The following is a 14,375-nucleotide window of genomic DNA, read 5'->3' as shown; positions in this document are numbered from 1 at the left end:
TGTGACTGTCCGGCCACGTCACCTTCCCGAGGCGAATCCTTCGGCCAACGCGACTTGCGACCCAAAGCTGCCGGTGGGGCCGGCAGAAACCGGGCAAATGCGGTCATGCACGCCCCTCTTCATTGCGTGTGTTGAGGCTTCAGGGTCAGCCTTTGACTCACATCAGTTTGCGCCCTTAACCGAGGCCTATATTGGATAGTGGCAATCCATTCCCTGCCCACCATCCCCTGCAAGGATCTGAATGATGAAAGCATCCAAACTCGCCGCCCTCGCTTTGGCGGCTGTGCTTTTCCCCGTCCTAGCTTTTGCGCAGCAGGATGCTGACGCCGCCAAGCCGACTCAGCAGCCGATGAGCATCGAGCAATTTGACCAGGAGATGGCGAAGGCGCAGGAAAACCTGAAGAACATGCAGGAGCAGATGAGCCTAATCCAGAAGACGACCGATCCTGCGCAACGCCGGAAATTGATGCAGCAGCACCAAGCCATGATGCAGCATGGAATGCAAATGATGAACGGGATGTGGGCCGGCGGAGTGATGGGTTGCTGCGGAGGCGGCAAGATGGGCGGGCATATGACGGGAGGCGGCCACATGATGGGCTGGGGTCAAATGGGCAGCCACTATTCCCAGATGACGCCTGAACAGATGAAGCAACATCAATACATGATGGACAGGTACATGGGCATGCAGCAGATGATGATGGATCAGATGATGCAGCATCAGCAGCACATGGGCACACCGCCTCGCTAAGCCCTCACGCTTGTTCCACGGGAATCGCCCTATTCCCACTGTTAAGCGTCTGCCCAACTCACCTACGCGTGAGTTAGGCAGGCCCCCACCGATGGCCAGGACCTGTCGGAAGCGCTCGGCTCGCTTGATTCCGCCCAAGTCTGGAGACGCGACCACGAGAGGTTCGCCGTCGTACCAGCGGATGAAGTGCTCGGCGAAGAGCTGGGCGCTCTACAGGTGCCGGGTCGGAACGCGAAACGTTGTCGAAGGCTGCTGGGTCGTGCACGTCCATGGCCGGCCGTCAGGCCGTCGATGCTGCTCGCTTCCATCAGCGTCGCGAGGTAACGGGTGATGACCGGGTCCTGGGCCTGGATGCGCCGTTCCTTGCGCGTATAGCAGAGGTAAGGGGAAACGACCTGAAGGTGCCTGGCGCCTGCGTCCTTGATCGCGGAGCAGAAGAACAGCAGGCGGCATAGCTTGTCGTGCACGCTCAGGTCAGGTTCTGGATAGAGCCCTGCAAATACGACGACATTTCTACCTGTCACAGGTTCCAGCGGATGGCATTTGTACTCGCCGTCTTCATACCTGCGCTCCCCGACTGTGCTGAGGGGGATGGCAAGGTGCCGGGCGACGCGGGTAGCGAAGGGCTGGCTCTCACGAAGAGCGAAGATCAGTGGGGCGTCGTTGACCATAGCGCTTTCTCCTCGAGAGGCAGGGCGCCTTTGGGGCGCTGGAGAAAGCAGGCCCTGCCGCCCGCAGGGCCTGCGCAATGGCGATCAACTCGACTTGACCGGGATGACCTTCTCCGGCTTGATCGCCTCAGGGCACTTGGGCAACGAGATCGTCAGGACCCCTTTGCAGAAGCCCGCTTCGATCTGTTCCGCATCGATGCCTTTTGGCAGGCTGAAAATGCGCTCGAAGGAGCCATAGTGCCGTTCTGAGAGGTAGTAGTCCTTACGCTTTTCATCCTTTTCGTCCCTTTTCTCACCGCTGATGACAAGGTTGCCGTTAGCGAGTCTGATCTGAATGTCCTTTTCTTCCATGCCTGGCAGTTCGACAGTGATTTCGAACGACTTGTCCTTCTCCGCGATGTCCACCGCAGGCAGGCCGTGACCGGTCATGGTGCGCTTCCAGAACGGCTCGACATCGAACGCGCTGCGGCCGAACGGAAAATGCAGAGGGGGCCGGCCGAAGTCCTCGAATAGACGGTCCACTTGCTGGCGCAGGGTTTCCAGTGGTCGCCACGGGTCGCTCGGGGCGGGACTTCTGCTTAGTTGGGATTTGGGCTCTTCAGGTGGTTTCTTCGCGGAATCAGCCATTTTTATTCCCTCCAGTTCAGGGTGTTCTGAACTTGACCGTCGTGATTCTGTAACGCCCGCCGGGGAGATTCTTGATCTTCATCAAGAAAGCGCTTGCCAGCTAGCCGCTCACTAGAGGTGTAGGCTGTGAATCAGCTGTGCGGCATCCTGCGGATCGCGTGTACTCAGGAAGCCCAGTTCGCGGGCCAGGGCCTGCACGTGCGTGTTGGCGGCCGCGTCCACCGAATACATCTGCTTGAAGCCGTTCTTCCGGGCGGTTTCGATGAGGTGGCGCATCAGCGCGGTACCGAGGCCGCGATGTTGCCAGGCATCGGCTACGGTCACGGCACATTCGCACTGACCGTTTTCTTCGGTGGCTGCATAGCGGCTCACTCCGACCTCGATCAGCTTGCCGTCCTGGTGGGCAAGCGCGACGAAAGCCATCTTGCGCCTGTAATCGACCTGCATCAGCTGATCGAGGAGGGCAGGGCTGACTTCCTTGACGGCACCAAGGAAGCGAAAGTGGCGGGCTTCCGGAGACAGGTTGCGGATGAACTCCACTTCACGCTCCCGGTCCTCGGGCCTGAGCGGTCGGATCAGGACGTGACTGTCGTCGTTCAGAGGCTCGATCCAATGTTCTTCGGCTTCTGCGTCGAACCCTTGGTTGGCCAGGTGAGTGTTGTTGGGCGTGGACATGCTGCGTACTCCCTTGAAGAGAAAGCCACCTGCAGCTTTACGCCCATCCCGAAGTGACGGATTGATGAGGATCAATTCTGCGACTGGCACGGACTGCCTCGCGTCGGTCCGCAAATCCCGTCCCGGTTCTGATCGGACCCAGAAGCGCTTTCTTGATCCTCATCAATCCGACCGCAGCGCCGTATGCATAGCTTGAGACAGGCGCTCACTGGCGGGAGCGTGGGGAGGGGAGATGGGTACATTCAGGATGGAACACCTCGAAGTACTGCGATCCGATTTGGAAAATGGGCGACGGCAATATGAGGCCAGTCTGGAAGAGCAGGGCGGGCAACAAGTCGATGCGGAGGATAACCGCGAGCGGGTCAGCGACTCCTGCGTCCCCAGGGACTTACAGCTGGAAGCGGGCGGGCAGAGTCCCAGCAGCGCAAGTAGGCGAGAGCAGCACTTCTGGTTGCCCAAGTCCGGCAACGACTTCAAGGCTCGATTTGGTCGCTATGGTTGCGTCGGCCGCGCTCGCTGCAGTGGGTCCGAAACGCACGGCGTAGGCGCGCGACAGCTGTTGCGTCGGATCGCCAGGCTATGAAAAGCCTGACGCCCAGGACGCTGCGGCTATCCGGCTCCCAGGCGGATGGCGAAGGCGCGCGGGTATTCGATTTTGTCATCGAACGGCCAATGGATTGCGACCGGGATGTCATTCCCGGGCAATTTTTCATGCTCAGTGTTCCCGGGATGGGTGAGGCGCCGTTCAGTTACCTCGATTTGCCGGACGTGGCAGGCAACTTTCAAGCGCTGATTCGTCGTCGCGGAGTCCTGACGTCGGCCCTTTTTGCCCAGGCGCCCGGGGCGATACTGGGCTATCGCGGGCCCTATGGGATCGGCTGGCCACTGCTCATCGGCCGGCACAAAGTGTTGGCCGTCGCCGCCGATTGTGGGCTGATTCACCTGACCTCGTTCATCGAAGAGGCCCGTGACTGGCATCTTCCGGTCAATCTGAACCTGCTGCATGTCACCGGCGGTCACCAATCCCGGACCCTGAGTGCTGCGCAGGAAGGCTGGAAGGAGTGCTTCCAGGTAGTGGCTACCACTGGCGAAGACGCATCGGCATTGCGGCTCCAGGGGGCGCCGCTTCTGCAAATGGAGCAAGTGCTCGACAGCGAGCGGCCAGATGCGGTGCTTTGCTCCGGCCCCGAAGCGCTCATTCGAATACTGGCGCGAATGTGCACTACCAAGGGAATCCAACCAAACAATATCTGGCTGTTTATCGAGCGTCGCATGCCATGCGGGATTGGCCTGTGCGGACACTGCCACTTCGGCACGTCCTACGTTTGCGTGGATGGCCCGGTCTACCGTTACGACCATTATCGACACCAGATTGACATCTGCGAGTCACGTGCACCCAGAGGTGGTGACTGGTATTCCTGAAGTGCATCCAGTGGCTGGAGCATCCGGGACTGTTGCCTTGATGCACATCAATTCGGCCCGAGGCTACCAGGCGCACGCTGGCCCCACCGGACGCCTAAGTAGCCCGCCCATACAGCGGATTTCCGAGCTTGGGCTGTCCAACTTATTGGAGGTCGACATGAGCGCACAACAACGCCTGTTACTGATCAGCGACCCGGACCAACCCCAGTCTCCGGCATTCGATAGAGCTGCCGCCCTGGCGGAGGCTACCGGGGCCACGCTGGACATATTGGTCTGCGGTGGACCCTCAGGCACGCTATGGCTGTTGGACGAAAATATCCGGGATCAGGTAAGGGCGGCTTTTTTCGAGCGCCAACATGCGTGGCTTGACAATCTGGGCGAGCACCTACGGGCCAGAGGTATCCAGGCGACTGCCGAGACCTTTTGGGCGGACAAGCCCGAACTGGAAGTGCTCCGTTTCCTGAAGACCAAGCCAGCAGATCTGGTGATCAAGCCGACCAGGCATGAGTTCCTGCTCAAGCGAGCATTCATCACGCCACTGGATTGGCAGCTGCTGCGAAATTGCCCGATGCCGCTGCACCTGGTCAGCACGGCAGAGCATCGGCTTCCACGCAAAGTCGCCGCAGCTGTGGATCTGTCGCGAACTGATGCAGAGAGCACTGCCCTGAACGAACATATCGTTTCAGTCGCGGAAGACTTTGCACTGCAATGTGGCGCAAAGCTTCACCTGGTGATGGCGTACGAACAGTCACAGTCCTTTTTCGCCTATGCAGCGGGTCCGGTTGGCTGGACCGAGGCGCTCCAGGAGCAACTCACCGGGAACCTGCATAGCACATTCAATCAGTTCGCCGAGCGTCGGGGAGTACCAGGACATCGTCGTCATTTTCTGCCCGGCGTTCCCGCAAAGATCATCACTGAGTTCGCGGTACGCGAGGAGATGGATGTGGTGGTGGTGGGAACCCTGACGCGCAAGGGACTGGACAAGGTGCTTGGCAGCACGGCCGAGCAAGTCCTGTACAAGGTACCCTCGATTATCGCAGTACGCCCGCCGGAGGCTTGAGCCTGCGGTCACTCTAGAGGTGGCTTGCGTTGGTGGGGTGGTTCTGCTGGCACAGGGCCTGGATATCAAGCAGGCGCAGTTCGCGGCCGGAGGTATCAATCAGGTTCAGGTCACGAAAGCGGGTAAACAGGCGACTGACCGTCTCTGTGGTCATGCCCAGGTAGTTGGCGATGTCGCTGCGGCTCATGGGCAGGACGAAGTTCGATGCGGATAGCCCGCGTTTACTATAGCGGGCCGAGAGATTTAGCAGGAAGGCCGCAAGGCGCTGCTCTGCGCTTTCCCGTGTGTGGCATTGGCGTTCATGCTCGGCCTGGATCTCCCGGCTCATGCTGTGGAGCAGCTGTTTGCGCAGCCCTGGAATCAGGCCGGCCAGCTCTTCGAGCTGATGCAACGGAAGGGCACATACCATCGAGGTGTCCAGGGCAACGGAATAGCTGGGGTAACTGTCCTCACCGATGGCGTCCAGGCCGATCAGCTCGCCCGGTAAATGGAAACCGGTGATCTGATCGACGCCGTCCGGATTTAGCAGGTAAGTCTTGATCGCGCCGGAGCGCAAGGCGTACACGTTCTGTACCGGGTCGCCTGCGCGAATCAAGTACTCGTGCTTACGTAGCGGTCGACTGCGCTTGATAATTCCCTCAAGGCGGCTGATGTCCGCCTCGAGAAGGCTGTCCGGAAGGCACAAGTGGCTTAGCGAGCAATCATGGCAGGTGACGTGCGTTGGCCGCGGCGATGACACAGGCCTGCTGAGCGGATTGTCAGCCATCGGGTATACCTTTCTGGTGCCAGACATTTAAGTCTAGGAGAGCGATTTCCTGTGGAATCGGCGGCTCGTCGGAATAGTGACATGTGGGCCGAGGCGAGCATTTGGTCACAGTAATGCCCTGTCAGCATTGGTTGTTTTCTGAATGATTGGCGACCTCGAAAGCTTCGCGCCACAGGTTGTCGATGTGGGCCTGCCGTGGCCAACAAAATTGACGCACATCAATTCGCTCGTTCTTCCCTGTCGCAGGATGCACTTAGCCCTGGGTCTCGAGATGGCTGTAGACCAAGCAGGGAATCCAAACTAGATGAAGTATCCGTCAGGCGGAGGTGGGTCATGAGCCAAATGCGAAGAATTCTGCTGGTCGGCCATGCGGAGCAACGCCAGTCCGCGGCGTTTCAGAGAGCGGTAGCGCTCGCGATGGCTAGCGGTGCTCCGCTCCATATTTCGGTTCTGGTCGAGCCCTTCATGACCTTTCCATTATTGGCAATTGAGCTCAGGGAGCAGATACGCCAAAGCGTGCTCAACGAGCAGCGTCGATGCTGGGAAAAGGAAGTCGAAATCCTTAGAGATAAAGGCATCCAGGCCACTTGCTCTGTGGTCTGGGCCGAGAGCCTGCATGAGGAAATCATTCGCCACGTGCAAGAGATCCAGCCGGATATGCTGGTGAAGGACATTCAGCGCGAGCCAGTGCTCAAACGTGCCTTCGTCACGCCTCTGGACTGGCACCTGTTGCGCGAATGCCCTGTGCCGCTTCATCTGGTGAATGACGCCCGCCATCCGAGGCCGCAGGTGGTCGTGGCAGCGGTCGACCCGACCGATCCCGAGGCACAGTACTCGGGCCTCAACGATCAGATCATAACGGCCGGCGCCGGCCTGGCCATGCAATGCAGCGCCGAGTTCCAACTGCTGTATGTCTACAACAACATTCCGGCCTACATGACAAGTTCCGGCGAAACGGTTGGTGCCTGGGCGGACGTTGTCGAGGAGTTGCGCAGCGCGCTACATCAATCCTTCGTCGACCTGGCCGAACGACATGGCGTCCCACAGGAGCGACGTCACTTCATAGTTGGCCATCCGGTCACGGGAATCACCGAGTTTGCAGAAGAACAACAAGCCGATGTGGTGGTCATGGGGCGCGTTCACCGAAAGGTCCTGGACAAGTTTATCGGCAGCACGACCGAAACGGTCCTCTACCGGCTGTCCGGGAGTGTCCTGGCCATCCAGCCCAAAGACAGCGACGCAGAAACCTGACTCGGGAATGCCGAGGCTTTCCTTGGCTGTAATGATTACAAGAAAGTTCATAGTGCGGCCCGTCCCGCGAACGGAGTGCGCACCAGCTGATCATGAAGATGGAAACCACGAGGAGGCCAGCGTTATGGCAACTTCACACAAAAATGCTTCCGCGCCTGAAGACAAGCCAAATGAGATAAAGCGCTCTTCAATTGGCTGCTGGTTCAAAGCTCTGGCCGAACGCTTGAATCTGTTCTTTTTCCAACTGATACGTACGCCTGACACGTCGGGCTCTGTGACACTGGACACCCAATCCGGCCGAAAAGCTACGAAGAAGCGCAGAGCGATGTAGAACCAACATCCAGGGGCGTTTCGAGGGCAGCAAGATGAAATTCTCCGGTTCGATCCATATCCCAATTCTCGACCGTCTGGCCGCTGGGCAGGCGCTTGTGCCTATGTTGCTCTCATACAGGCGCCGACCTGACACCATTGTTCTCGCCCTGCCACGAGGTGGCGTCCCTGTTGCCTATGAGATCGCTGCAGCTCTGGAATTGCGCCTGGATCTGATGCCGGTGCGCAAGCTGGGCCTTCCTTTCCACGACGAACTGGCCATGGGAGCCATCGCCAGCGGCGGTGTACGCGTTCTCAATCGTGACGTGGTGAAGATGCATGGCGTCGATGAGGCCACGCTGGATTCGGTAGCGCAGCGGGAGCTACAGGAGCTTCAACGTCGGGAGCGGGTCTATCGCGGCGATCATCCCTTGCCGGACCTGCGTAACCAGCAGGTGATTCTGGTGGATGACGGGCTGGCTACTGGCGCCACCATGCGGGCGGCCGTGCGGGCGGTGCACAGCCAGGGGCCGGCGCGAATTGTCATTGCCGTACCCGTGGCGCCAAACGACACGATTACCGAGTTGCGTAGGGAGGTGGACGAAGTGGTCTGCCCCTTCGTGCCTGAATGGTTCACGGCGATTGGCCGCTGGTATGTGGATTTCTCACAGATCACGGATCGAGATGTGATCGATCTGCTGCAACGCGCCTGGCAACGTAAGCTGCATGGGCGAGCTGAGTCCCGGGAGGTGACCGATGCTCCAACCTCAACATCAAGGCATTGAGCTGCCGGGTGTGCAGCTAGTTGGAGACCTACTGCTACCGGCCCGAGCGAAGGATCTTGTGGTGTTCGTGCACGGCAGTGGCAGCAGCCGCTCCAGCCCACGCAATCAGCACGTAGCGCGTTACCTGAGCGAGCGTGGTCTCGCCACTCTGCTGTTCGACCTGCTCACCGAGCGAGAGCAGAGCATCGACCGGATTACCTGCGAGCTGAGGTTCGACATTCCAATGCTGACGCATCGGCTTGTCGGGGTACTTGACTGGCTCGCCGTCAAGCGTGAGCTAAACCATCTGCCGGTTGGGCTGTTTGGTGCCAGCACCGGCGCAGCCGCGGCGATTTTGGCTGCCATTCAGCGGCCAACACAGGTGCATGCAATCGTCAGCCGCGGCGGAAGGACCGACCTGGCCGGCGATGCGCTGTGCCAGTTGCGAGCACCGATCCTGCAGATCGTTGGCGCCCGTGACCTGTCCGTGCTCGGGCGAAACCGCAAGGCCAGTCGGGTTTTGGCCTGCGCGCAACGACTGGAAGTGATCCCCGGCGCTACGCACCTGTTCGAGGAACCGGGCACCTTGCAGGAAGTTGCGCGACTGGCCGGCAACTGGTTCGAGGCGCACCTGCATGAACCGATGCAACGGGGCGCCTAGGTCCTGACGAATGCGCTGATGTGGGCGGCTTTAACGTTCGAGAGCGTGCTGAGCCTGTATATCAATTGCACGCCGTTGGGCGATTGGCTGGTCGGCGCCACGTCGCTGCCAGCCGCTGCCAGCCTCTGCCTGGCTATTTATGGTGCCCTTTTCGATAGCCATGGCGTTGTTCGAGGGAGCGCGCAAAACCTTGATTGCGAGAGCGCGATGAACGGTGTCGAATTCACATCAGAGCAGTCGCGATGCCGAGGTAGATCAGGATCGATAGCAGGTCCTGGACAACGGTCGCCAGAGGGCCGCTACCGAATGCGGGGTCCATTGAAAAGGTGCTGAGCAGCCAGGGCAGCACCATGGCCGCCAGGGTGGCAGTCCCGCAGGCTGCGAATACCGCGAGGCCGACGCAGAGAGCAATGTCCGTCTCGCCCCAGAGCAGCCATACCAGCGGGCCGGCAACCAGGGCCAAGGCGAGACCTATGGCCAGGCCCACCATCAGCTCACGGCCCAACATATTGCGCATACCTACGCCCACCGAGAGTCCGCGGACAACCACGGTTTCGGTCTGGGTGCCGACGGCATCTGCCAGATAGATGATCCCCGGAAGGAAGAACGCCAGCATGACCTTACCCTGTAACTGAGCCTCGAATCGTCCAACGAAACTCGCCGCCAGCAGGGCCCCCGCGAGCCCCACCAGCAACCACGGAATGCGATGACGAAAGCGCCGCTTTACGGGCTCCTCGCTGGACATGCGTGCAGCCTCAGTGCCCTTGATGAACCCGCCCAGGCGTGTCAGGTCCTCCTCGTGCTCGCTAAGCAACACCGCCAGCAGGCGATGGGGCGGGATCACGCCAATTAACCGCCCCTCGCCGTCGACCACGGTGAGCGCCGATTCCTGATGGCGAACGGCATGCCAGGCAGCGATCTCCTGGTCTATGCCCGGTGCCACGATGGGGGCGTCGCGGTCCATCAGCGCATCGAGGGTGATGTCCGGTGGTGCGCCAAGCAGGTCCTCGATCCTGACCAGACCGAGAAAGTGATGGTCGTGGCAGACCACGATGTGGCTAGCGCACTCGTAATGCTGGCTCATCAGGGTTACATGGGCGTCGCCGACCTGCTGCTCGGGCGTGAATACTGGAATGCGGAGCGTGGCGTGTTGTGCTGCGGTTTCGAAACTGATCCGCTCTCGGGCTTCTTGAGGGGCCGACGGCATGGGCATCTCCTGTCCTGCGGCAGTGGAGGCAGGGGCCGTGCCATCTGTCTCGGAGCTGTCTGGAATATAGGCGGAATCGCCGTTGGCGCCCTGCTGCAGACAATTGACTGGCGCTACCGACCACACGCTGCATCAGGTACCTAGCTGCATCCTGGCGGTTCAGGTCGACAAGTAGTTGCTTCACAGGGGGGACTGGGGCGCGACGTGGCTCCCTCTCGCTCCCCCTTGCTGATGTATCGATCACTCCTGCGTGCTGAACCGGTACGCGCCGCCCCCAATCGCCTTGGCCTTGTACATGGCTGCATCCGCCCGGTCGAGCAGTAACTCGGCTGTAGACCCGTCCGTAGGATAGAGACTAATGCCAATACTGATATGGGATTGCACGAGATGTTCATCCAACATGAATGGCTGGTCGATGCTGGCTACCAATAGGCTTGCCATGGATTCAAGAACCTCGGCCCGGTCAAGGTTGGTTACGAGAATCGCGAACTCGTCTCCACTGAGCCGCGCCACAACGTCGGTCTTGCGCACGGAACGCCCCAGGCGCTCGGCAACGGCCACCAGCAACTGGTCGCCAATCGCATGGCTGAACCGGTCGTTGACCTGTTTGAACTGGTCGAGGTCGAGAAACATCAGGCCCAGCATCAGCCCTTGCTGTGCTGCATGGTTGATTGCGTGGCGAACTAGTTCGAGGAACAACATGCGGTTAGCCAGCCCGGTCAGCCCATCGTGGTAGGCCAGCTGGTGCATTTGGGCACGCTCCTGATCTGCCATGGTCTGGCTGTGCTGAATAGCGACAAAGTGAGTGATGCACCCGGTGTCGTCGAACAGCGGCGTGATGACCTGGTTGACCGTGTAGCAGCCGCCGTCCTTGCGCCTCTCGATCAACTGACCTTGCCAAGCCCGGCCAGCAAGGATGGTTTGCCAGAGGTCCTGGTAAAAGGCCAGGTTCTGATGGCCTGAATGGAGCAGGTGGGGTGTCTGCCCTATGAGCTCGTGGAGCATGTAGCCACTCTGGTGGCAGAGCGCCGGATTGACCCAGACGATGCAGCCGGAGCGGTCAGTGATCAATATGGCGTTCGTTGCGGCTTCCAATGCCTTCACCAACAACTGTTGGTCATGTTCGTACATTGGAGCCTCCGTCTTCGATCGGAGTTCTTAGCTTGATATCACCACGTTAGCCCGCAGGACTGCTAAACCCTTTGATCAGGATCAATCGACTTTTGAGCCGCGCCCGACGGGAGATTTCGATGCGACTGACATTCCTGGGGGCTGCCGGCACCGTGACTGGCAGCAAATACCTCGTCGAAGACGAACATGGACGTGTGCTGATCGATTGCGGGTTGTTCCAGGGCTACAAGCAGTTGCGCCTGCGCAACTGGGACCAGTTTCCCGTGCCGATCGAAGACCTGGACGCCATCGTGCTGACCCACGCTCACCTCGATCACAGCGGCTACCTGCCGGTGCTGGTACGGGAAGGTTATCGGGGGCCCGTTTATGCCACGCCAGCTACTTGCGAGCTGGCTCGTATCCTGCTGCTGGACAGCGGCAGACTGCAGGAGGAGGAGGCCGATTACGCCAACCGGCGGGGCTATTCCAAACACCATCCAGCGAAACCGCTCTATACCGAGGCCGATGCCGAGAGTGCACTCAAGCTGTTTCATCCCATAGAACTGCACCACCCGCAGGACATCATTCCCGGCATGCGCATGTTGCTGCGCTCTGCCGGACATATCCTGGGAGCGGCGACCGTCGAGCTGGAGGTCGGCGGCGTCAAGTTGCTGTGTTCCGGTGATCTGGGGCGGTTGCAGGACCCGGTCATGCCAGCACCTGAAGCCATCGACCAGGCCGATTACCTGCTCGTCGAGTCGACCTATGGTGACCGCAAGCAACCGCCAGAGTCCGTCGAGTCACAACTGGCGGATGTCATCAACCGAACCGCCATGCGCCAGGGCATCACCCTGGTACCGGCCTTTGCGGTGGGGCGTGCGCAGCTGCTGATGTACTACCTGTACCGTCTCAAGGCGCAAAAGCTTATCCCCGATCTGCCAATCTTCCTCAACAGCCCTATGGCGACCGATGCCACCTCCCTTTACCACCGATTTCGGAGCGAGCATCGGCTGACGGCGGCGGAGTGCGAGGGGACCTGCACTGTGGCCCATATCGTGCGATCGGTGGAAGAATCCAGGGAACTTGATGACCTGCGCAAACCCGCGGTGATCATCGCCGCGAGCGGCATGGCGACCGGCGGGCGAGTGCTCTACCACCTCAAGACCTTGGCGCCGAATCCCCGTAATACCTTGCTGTTCTCCGGCTTCCAGGCCGGCGGTACGCGGGGTTCGCTGATCGTCAACGGTGCCGGGACCGTGCGCATGCACGGTCAGGAAGTGCCGATTCGGGCCGAAGTCGTGCAGATGGAGAATCTGTCCGCGCATGCTGACGCGGACGAAATCATGCAATGGTTACGCGGTTTCAAAATTCCGCCTAAACACACCTATGTGGTGCATGGTGAACCCATGGCGGCAGACGTTTTACGGCGACGGATCAGCGTCGAGCTGGGCTGGTCGGTCTCGGTGCCAGAACATCGGGACGAGGTAGAGCTCAAGAAAGCGTGAGGACCGGGGCTTGCTCCACCTGCGTGGCCATCGACACGAGCCTTGCGCGGTATAGACATGTAGTAGCGCAAAGGCGGGAGGAGGCCCACAGCCTGTCCGGTCAAAGGGCAGGAATGCAGAAGCTTGAGCCGCGGATTGCCAAGACATTCCTCAGGTGCTTGGCTACAGGGCCCTTCGGCAATCGGAGGAGGCCCATGCCTAGAGTGCAAAGCGGCATCGCACCGCTTACTCGAAAGCATCCAGAGTTAGCACAGTCTCTTCGGCGTCTTTCTGACAAGGGGAGGGCGTCAGGATATCGGCCGCATGTGGATACCTGACTGGTTTACTCACCAGGCTGAGCTTTTAAAACCTAGAGCAGCACGTGGAGTCGAGTGTCTAGGACCACCTATCCTCGGTCTATTCGCTCCTAGAGAACGAAGGTCAATCCGTGTAATTAAATCTGATCGGAATCAAGCAGCCTACACGCGCACGCGGATCCAGGCTATCTCCAGCCAAGAACCCTGCGCAATTGTAGATCGTTTAATTTGATTTCCAGTATTTCTGCATTTCAATAAACAAGAAAGATGCCGTCCAAGTAATAAGAACAAGGCCAGTTAGCGCCTCAAGGCCCGTCAGGTACCTCAGATCCCCAATTGGTTCGATGTCCCCGAATCCTATGGTTGTGAACGTCGTGAACGAGAAATAAACACAATCCAAAAGACTTCCGTCGAAACGCCCTGTCAAGGTGCCCCAGCCCTCGGCCCGAATCATCAAAAAATAGGAAATTGCGAATATCCATACTTCGACGGCATGCGCGACGAGGGCTCCTAGTACTCCAAAAATTATCCTAGACCTATGCCATACTTTGAGCTTCGGCATGAGAAGATTCAAACGAAGAAGGAATTCGTAATGAACAATCACTGCCATCAGTACTACTAGAATGTTAACCAATATTGTTGAGGTCATTAATTTTTCCCGGGCACCAAATTTGATGACGTCTGGGGCAGGACGTCACCCTAGAAAAAACATTAGCAGGTCAAGCCACTCCGCCATTGAAAATAACATTGCGATGTAAACCGATAAAAGCTGCTACGTTGCCCGCCATAACCGGGAAAGAGCGGTTTGATGTGTTTGCAGTTTTCAGAAAGTCTCTTGGAGCGTCTTGCAAGCAGCCATTTCCGCCGCGGCTTCGCCACCTGGGCGACGGGCAGCGGCTGAGTCCAGAAAACGTTCAGTGACTTACAAGCGGACCGGCAAAGCTTCATAGGCGGGAAGGGCAGCCCATCTCCTGACTTGGCACGGCGACTGGGTTAATGATGCGTTGGCTCTACTGCTGAACCATTGGGTATCAGCCATGGGAGACACCAAGTAGCTCGTCCCTGGCTGCAGCGTTTATCCGCTCAGGTTGGGTGGCTACCAGATCCTGAGGTCGCTGGCCGCCCAGGAAGCTATTCACTGAGGCAAACCAGTAAGCCAACTGCCAGCGGTCCTTCGCATAACCAAAGAGCCCGAGTCCGCATTTGGCCGATCTCTGCCGGTCGTAACCGACAGGAACTAGCCGATTCTGTTGAAAAACTCCCTTCGAGATTTCTGCCCACAAAAGTGCATTGCTTACGCTGA

General features: G+C 59.1%; 14 protein-coding genes and 1 pseudogene. 7 read left to right on the top strand and 8 right to left on the bottom strand.

Features of this window, described 5'->3' with window-relative positions; all coding sequences use genetic code 11:
- Nucleotides 1–244 precede the first annotated feature (244 nt).
- The gene (locus E8F11_RS28410; RefSeq protein ID WP_280292251.1) at nt 245–748 is read left to right on the top strand and encodes a hypothetical protein; all 504 of its coding nucleotides are present in this window, start codon (nt 245–247) and stop codon (nt 746–748) included.
- A 62-nt stretch (nt 749–810) separates the two neighbouring features.
- Here the strand turns inward: E8F11_RS28410 and E8F11_RS28405 are convergent, their stop codons facing one another.
- The 3 genes from E8F11_RS28405 to E8F11_RS28395 form a co-directional block, all read right to left on the bottom strand.
- Complete coding sequence (locus tag E8F11_RS28405; RefSeq protein ID WP_280292250.1) at nt 811–1,419, bottom strand: ribose-phosphate pyrophosphokinase-like domain-containing protein; 609 nt, start codon at nt 1,417–1,419, stop codon at nt 811–813.
- 84 nt (nt 1,420–1,503) lie between these two features.
- Nucleotides 1,504–2,046, bottom strand: coding sequence for an Hsp20/alpha crystallin family protein (locus tag E8F11_RS28400; protein ID WP_280292249.1), 543 nt, complete (start codon nt 2,044–2,046; stop codon nt 1,504–1,506).
- A 111-nt stretch (nt 2,047–2,157) separates the two neighbouring features.
- The gene (locus E8F11_RS28395) at nt 2,158–2,721 is read right to left on the bottom strand and encodes a GNAT family N-acetyltransferase (RefSeq protein WP_280292248.1); all 564 of its coding nucleotides are present in this window, start codon (nt 2,719–2,721) and stop codon (nt 2,158–2,160) included.
- 579 nt (nt 2,722–3,300) lie between these two features.
- On the opposite strand from E8F11_RS28395, the gene E8F11_RS28390 reads away from it, so the two are divergent.
- Together E8F11_RS28390 and E8F11_RS28385 are read left to right on the top strand one after the other, a co-directional pair.
- Entirely contained in the window at nt 3,301–4,143 is an 843-nt protein-coding gene (locus tag E8F11_RS28390) for an oxidoreductase (RefSeq protein ID WP_280292247.1), read from the top strand.
- 157 nt (nt 4,144–4,300) lie between these two features.
- Nucleotides 4,301–5,203, top strand: coding sequence for a universal stress protein (locus E8F11_RS28385; RefSeq protein ID WP_280292246.1), 903 nt, complete (start codon nt 4,301–4,303; stop codon nt 5,201–5,203).
- A 13-nt stretch (nt 5,204–5,216) separates the two neighbouring features.
- Here the strand turns inward: E8F11_RS28385 and fnr are convergent, their stop codons facing one another.
- Nucleotides 5,217–5,969 (bottom strand): fumarate/nitrate reduction transcriptional regulator Fnr, encoded by a 753-nt coding sequence (fnr, locus tag E8F11_RS28380; RefSeq protein WP_280292245.1) that lies wholly within the window; start codon nt 5,967–5,969, stop codon nt 5,217–5,219.
- Between the two features lie 333 nt (nt 5,970–6,302).
- Here fnr and E8F11_RS28375 point away from each other — a divergent pair, with 333 nt between their 5' ends.
- From E8F11_RS28375 to E8F11_RS28365, 3 genes are all read left to right on the top strand, one after another.
- The gene (locus E8F11_RS28375; RefSeq protein WP_280292244.1) at nt 6,303–7,220 is read left to right on the top strand and encodes a universal stress protein; all 918 of its coding nucleotides are present in this window, start codon (nt 6,303–6,305) and stop codon (nt 7,218–7,220) included.
- A gap of 365 nt (nt 7,221–7,585) precedes the next feature.
- Nucleotides 7,586–8,314 carry a phosphoribosyltransferase gene (locus tag E8F11_RS28370; RefSeq protein WP_280292243.1) on the top strand — a complete coding sequence of 243 codons (729 nt, stop codon included), beginning with the start codon at nt 7,586–7,588 and terminating at the stop codon, nt 8,312–8,314.
- A complete protein-coding gene (locus tag E8F11_RS28365) occupies nt 8,286–8,954 on the top strand; it encodes an alpha/beta family hydrolase (protein WP_280292242.1) in 669 nt (222 codons plus the stop codon). Before E8F11_RS28370 ends, E8F11_RS28365 begins: the two co-directional genes overlap by 29 nt.
- Before the next feature lie 223 nt (nt 8,955–9,177).
- Here the strand turns inward: E8F11_RS28365 and E8F11_RS28360 are convergent, their stop codons facing one another.
- The gene (locus tag E8F11_RS28360; RefSeq protein ID WP_280292241.1) at nt 9,178–10,161 is read right to left on the bottom strand and encodes a magnesium transporter; all 984 of its coding nucleotides are present in this window, start codon (nt 10,159–10,161) and stop codon (nt 9,178–9,180) included.
- Between the two features lie 240 nt (nt 10,162–10,401).
- On the bottom strand, nt 10,402–11,292 hold the full coding sequence (locus tag E8F11_RS28355) for a diguanylate cyclase (RefSeq protein ID WP_280292240.1): 891 nt from the start codon (nt 11,290–11,292) through the stop codon (nt 10,402–10,404).
- A gap of 119 nt (nt 11,293–11,411) precedes the next feature.
- Here E8F11_RS28355 and E8F11_RS28350 point away from each other — a divergent pair, with 119 nt between their 5' ends.
- Nucleotides 11,412–12,776, top strand: coding sequence for an MBL fold metallo-hydrolase (locus tag E8F11_RS28350; protein ID WP_280292239.1), 1,365 nt, complete (start codon nt 11,412–11,414; stop codon nt 12,774–12,776).
- A 519-nt stretch (nt 12,777–13,295) separates the two neighbouring features.
- Here E8F11_RS28350 and E8F11_RS28345 read toward each other — a convergent pair.
- Both E8F11_RS28345 and E8F11_RS28340 read right to left on the bottom strand, forming a co-directional pair.
- Nucleotides 13,296–13,721: a potassium channel family protein gene (locus tag E8F11_RS28345; RefSeq protein ID WP_280292238.1), complete on the bottom strand. Its 426-nt coding sequence runs from the start codon at nt 13,719–13,721 to the stop codon at nt 13,296–13,298.
- 382 nt (nt 13,722–14,103) lie between these two features.
- Nucleotides 14,104–14,375: pseudogene (locus tag E8F11_RS28340) on the bottom strand (hypothetical protein); the annotation flags it as partial.

This window comes from Pseudomonas sp. BN417 (assembly GCF_029871205.1).
GTDB lineage: Bacteria > Pseudomonadota > Gammaproteobacteria > Pseudomonadales > Pseudomonadaceae > Metapseudomonas.
The sequence above is the reverse complement of the archived record's forward strand: the minus strand, read 5'-3'. Positions and strand labels throughout refer to the sequence as shown.

Bases quoted from the DNA above. Each gene is read 5' to 3' on its own strand.
- E8F11_RS28410 (WP_280292251.1), top strand. From the start codon at position 245: ATGAAAGCATCCAAACTCGCCGCCCTCGCTTTGGCGGCTGTGCTTTTC.
- E8F11_RS28405 (WP_280292250.1), bottom strand. From the start codon at position 1,419: ATGGTCAACGACGCCCCACTGATCTTCGCTCTTCGTGAGAGCCAGCCC.
- E8F11_RS28400 (WP_280292249.1), bottom strand. From the start codon at position 2,046: ATGGCTGATTCCGCGAAGAAACCACCTGAAGAGCCCAAATCCCAACTA.
- E8F11_RS28395 (WP_280292248.1), bottom strand. From the start codon at position 2,721: ATGTCCACGCCCAACAACACTCACCTGGCCAACCAAGGGTTCGACGCA.
- E8F11_RS28390 (WP_280292247.1), top strand. From the start codon at position 3,301: ATGAAAAGCCTGACGCCCAGGACGCTGCGGCTATCCGGCTCCCAGGCG.
- E8F11_RS28385 (WP_280292246.1), top strand. From the start codon at position 4,301: ATGAGCGCACAACAACGCCTGTTACTGATCAGCGACCCGGACCAACCC.
- fnr (WP_280292245.1), bottom strand. From the start codon at position 5,969: ATGGCTGACAATCCGCTCAGCAGGCCTGTGTCATCGCCGCGGCCAACG.
- E8F11_RS28375 (WP_280292244.1), top strand. From the start codon at position 6,303: ATGAGCCAAATGCGAAGAATTCTGCTGGTCGGCCATGCGGAGCAACGC.
- E8F11_RS28370 (WP_280292243.1), top strand. From the start codon at position 7,586: ATGAAATTCTCCGGTTCGATCCATATCCCAATTCTCGACCGTCTGGCC.
- E8F11_RS28365 (WP_280292242.1), top strand. From the start codon at position 8,286: ATGCTCCAACCTCAACATCAAGGCATTGAGCTGCCGGGTGTGCAGCTA.
- E8F11_RS28360 (WP_280292241.1), bottom strand. From the start codon at position 10,161: ATGCCGTCGGCCCCTCAAGAAGCCCGAGAGCGGATCAGTTTCGAAACC.
- E8F11_RS28355 (WP_280292240.1), bottom strand. From the start codon at position 11,292: ATGTACGAACATGACCAACAGTTGTTGGTGAAGGCATTGGAAGCCGCA.
- E8F11_RS28350 (WP_280292239.1), top strand. From the start codon at position 11,412: ATGCGACTGACATTCCTGGGGGCTGCCGGCACCGTGACTGGCAGCAAA.
- E8F11_RS28345 (WP_280292238.1), bottom strand. From the start codon at position 13,721: ATGACCTCAACAATATTGGTTAACATTCTAGTAGTACTGATGGCAGTG.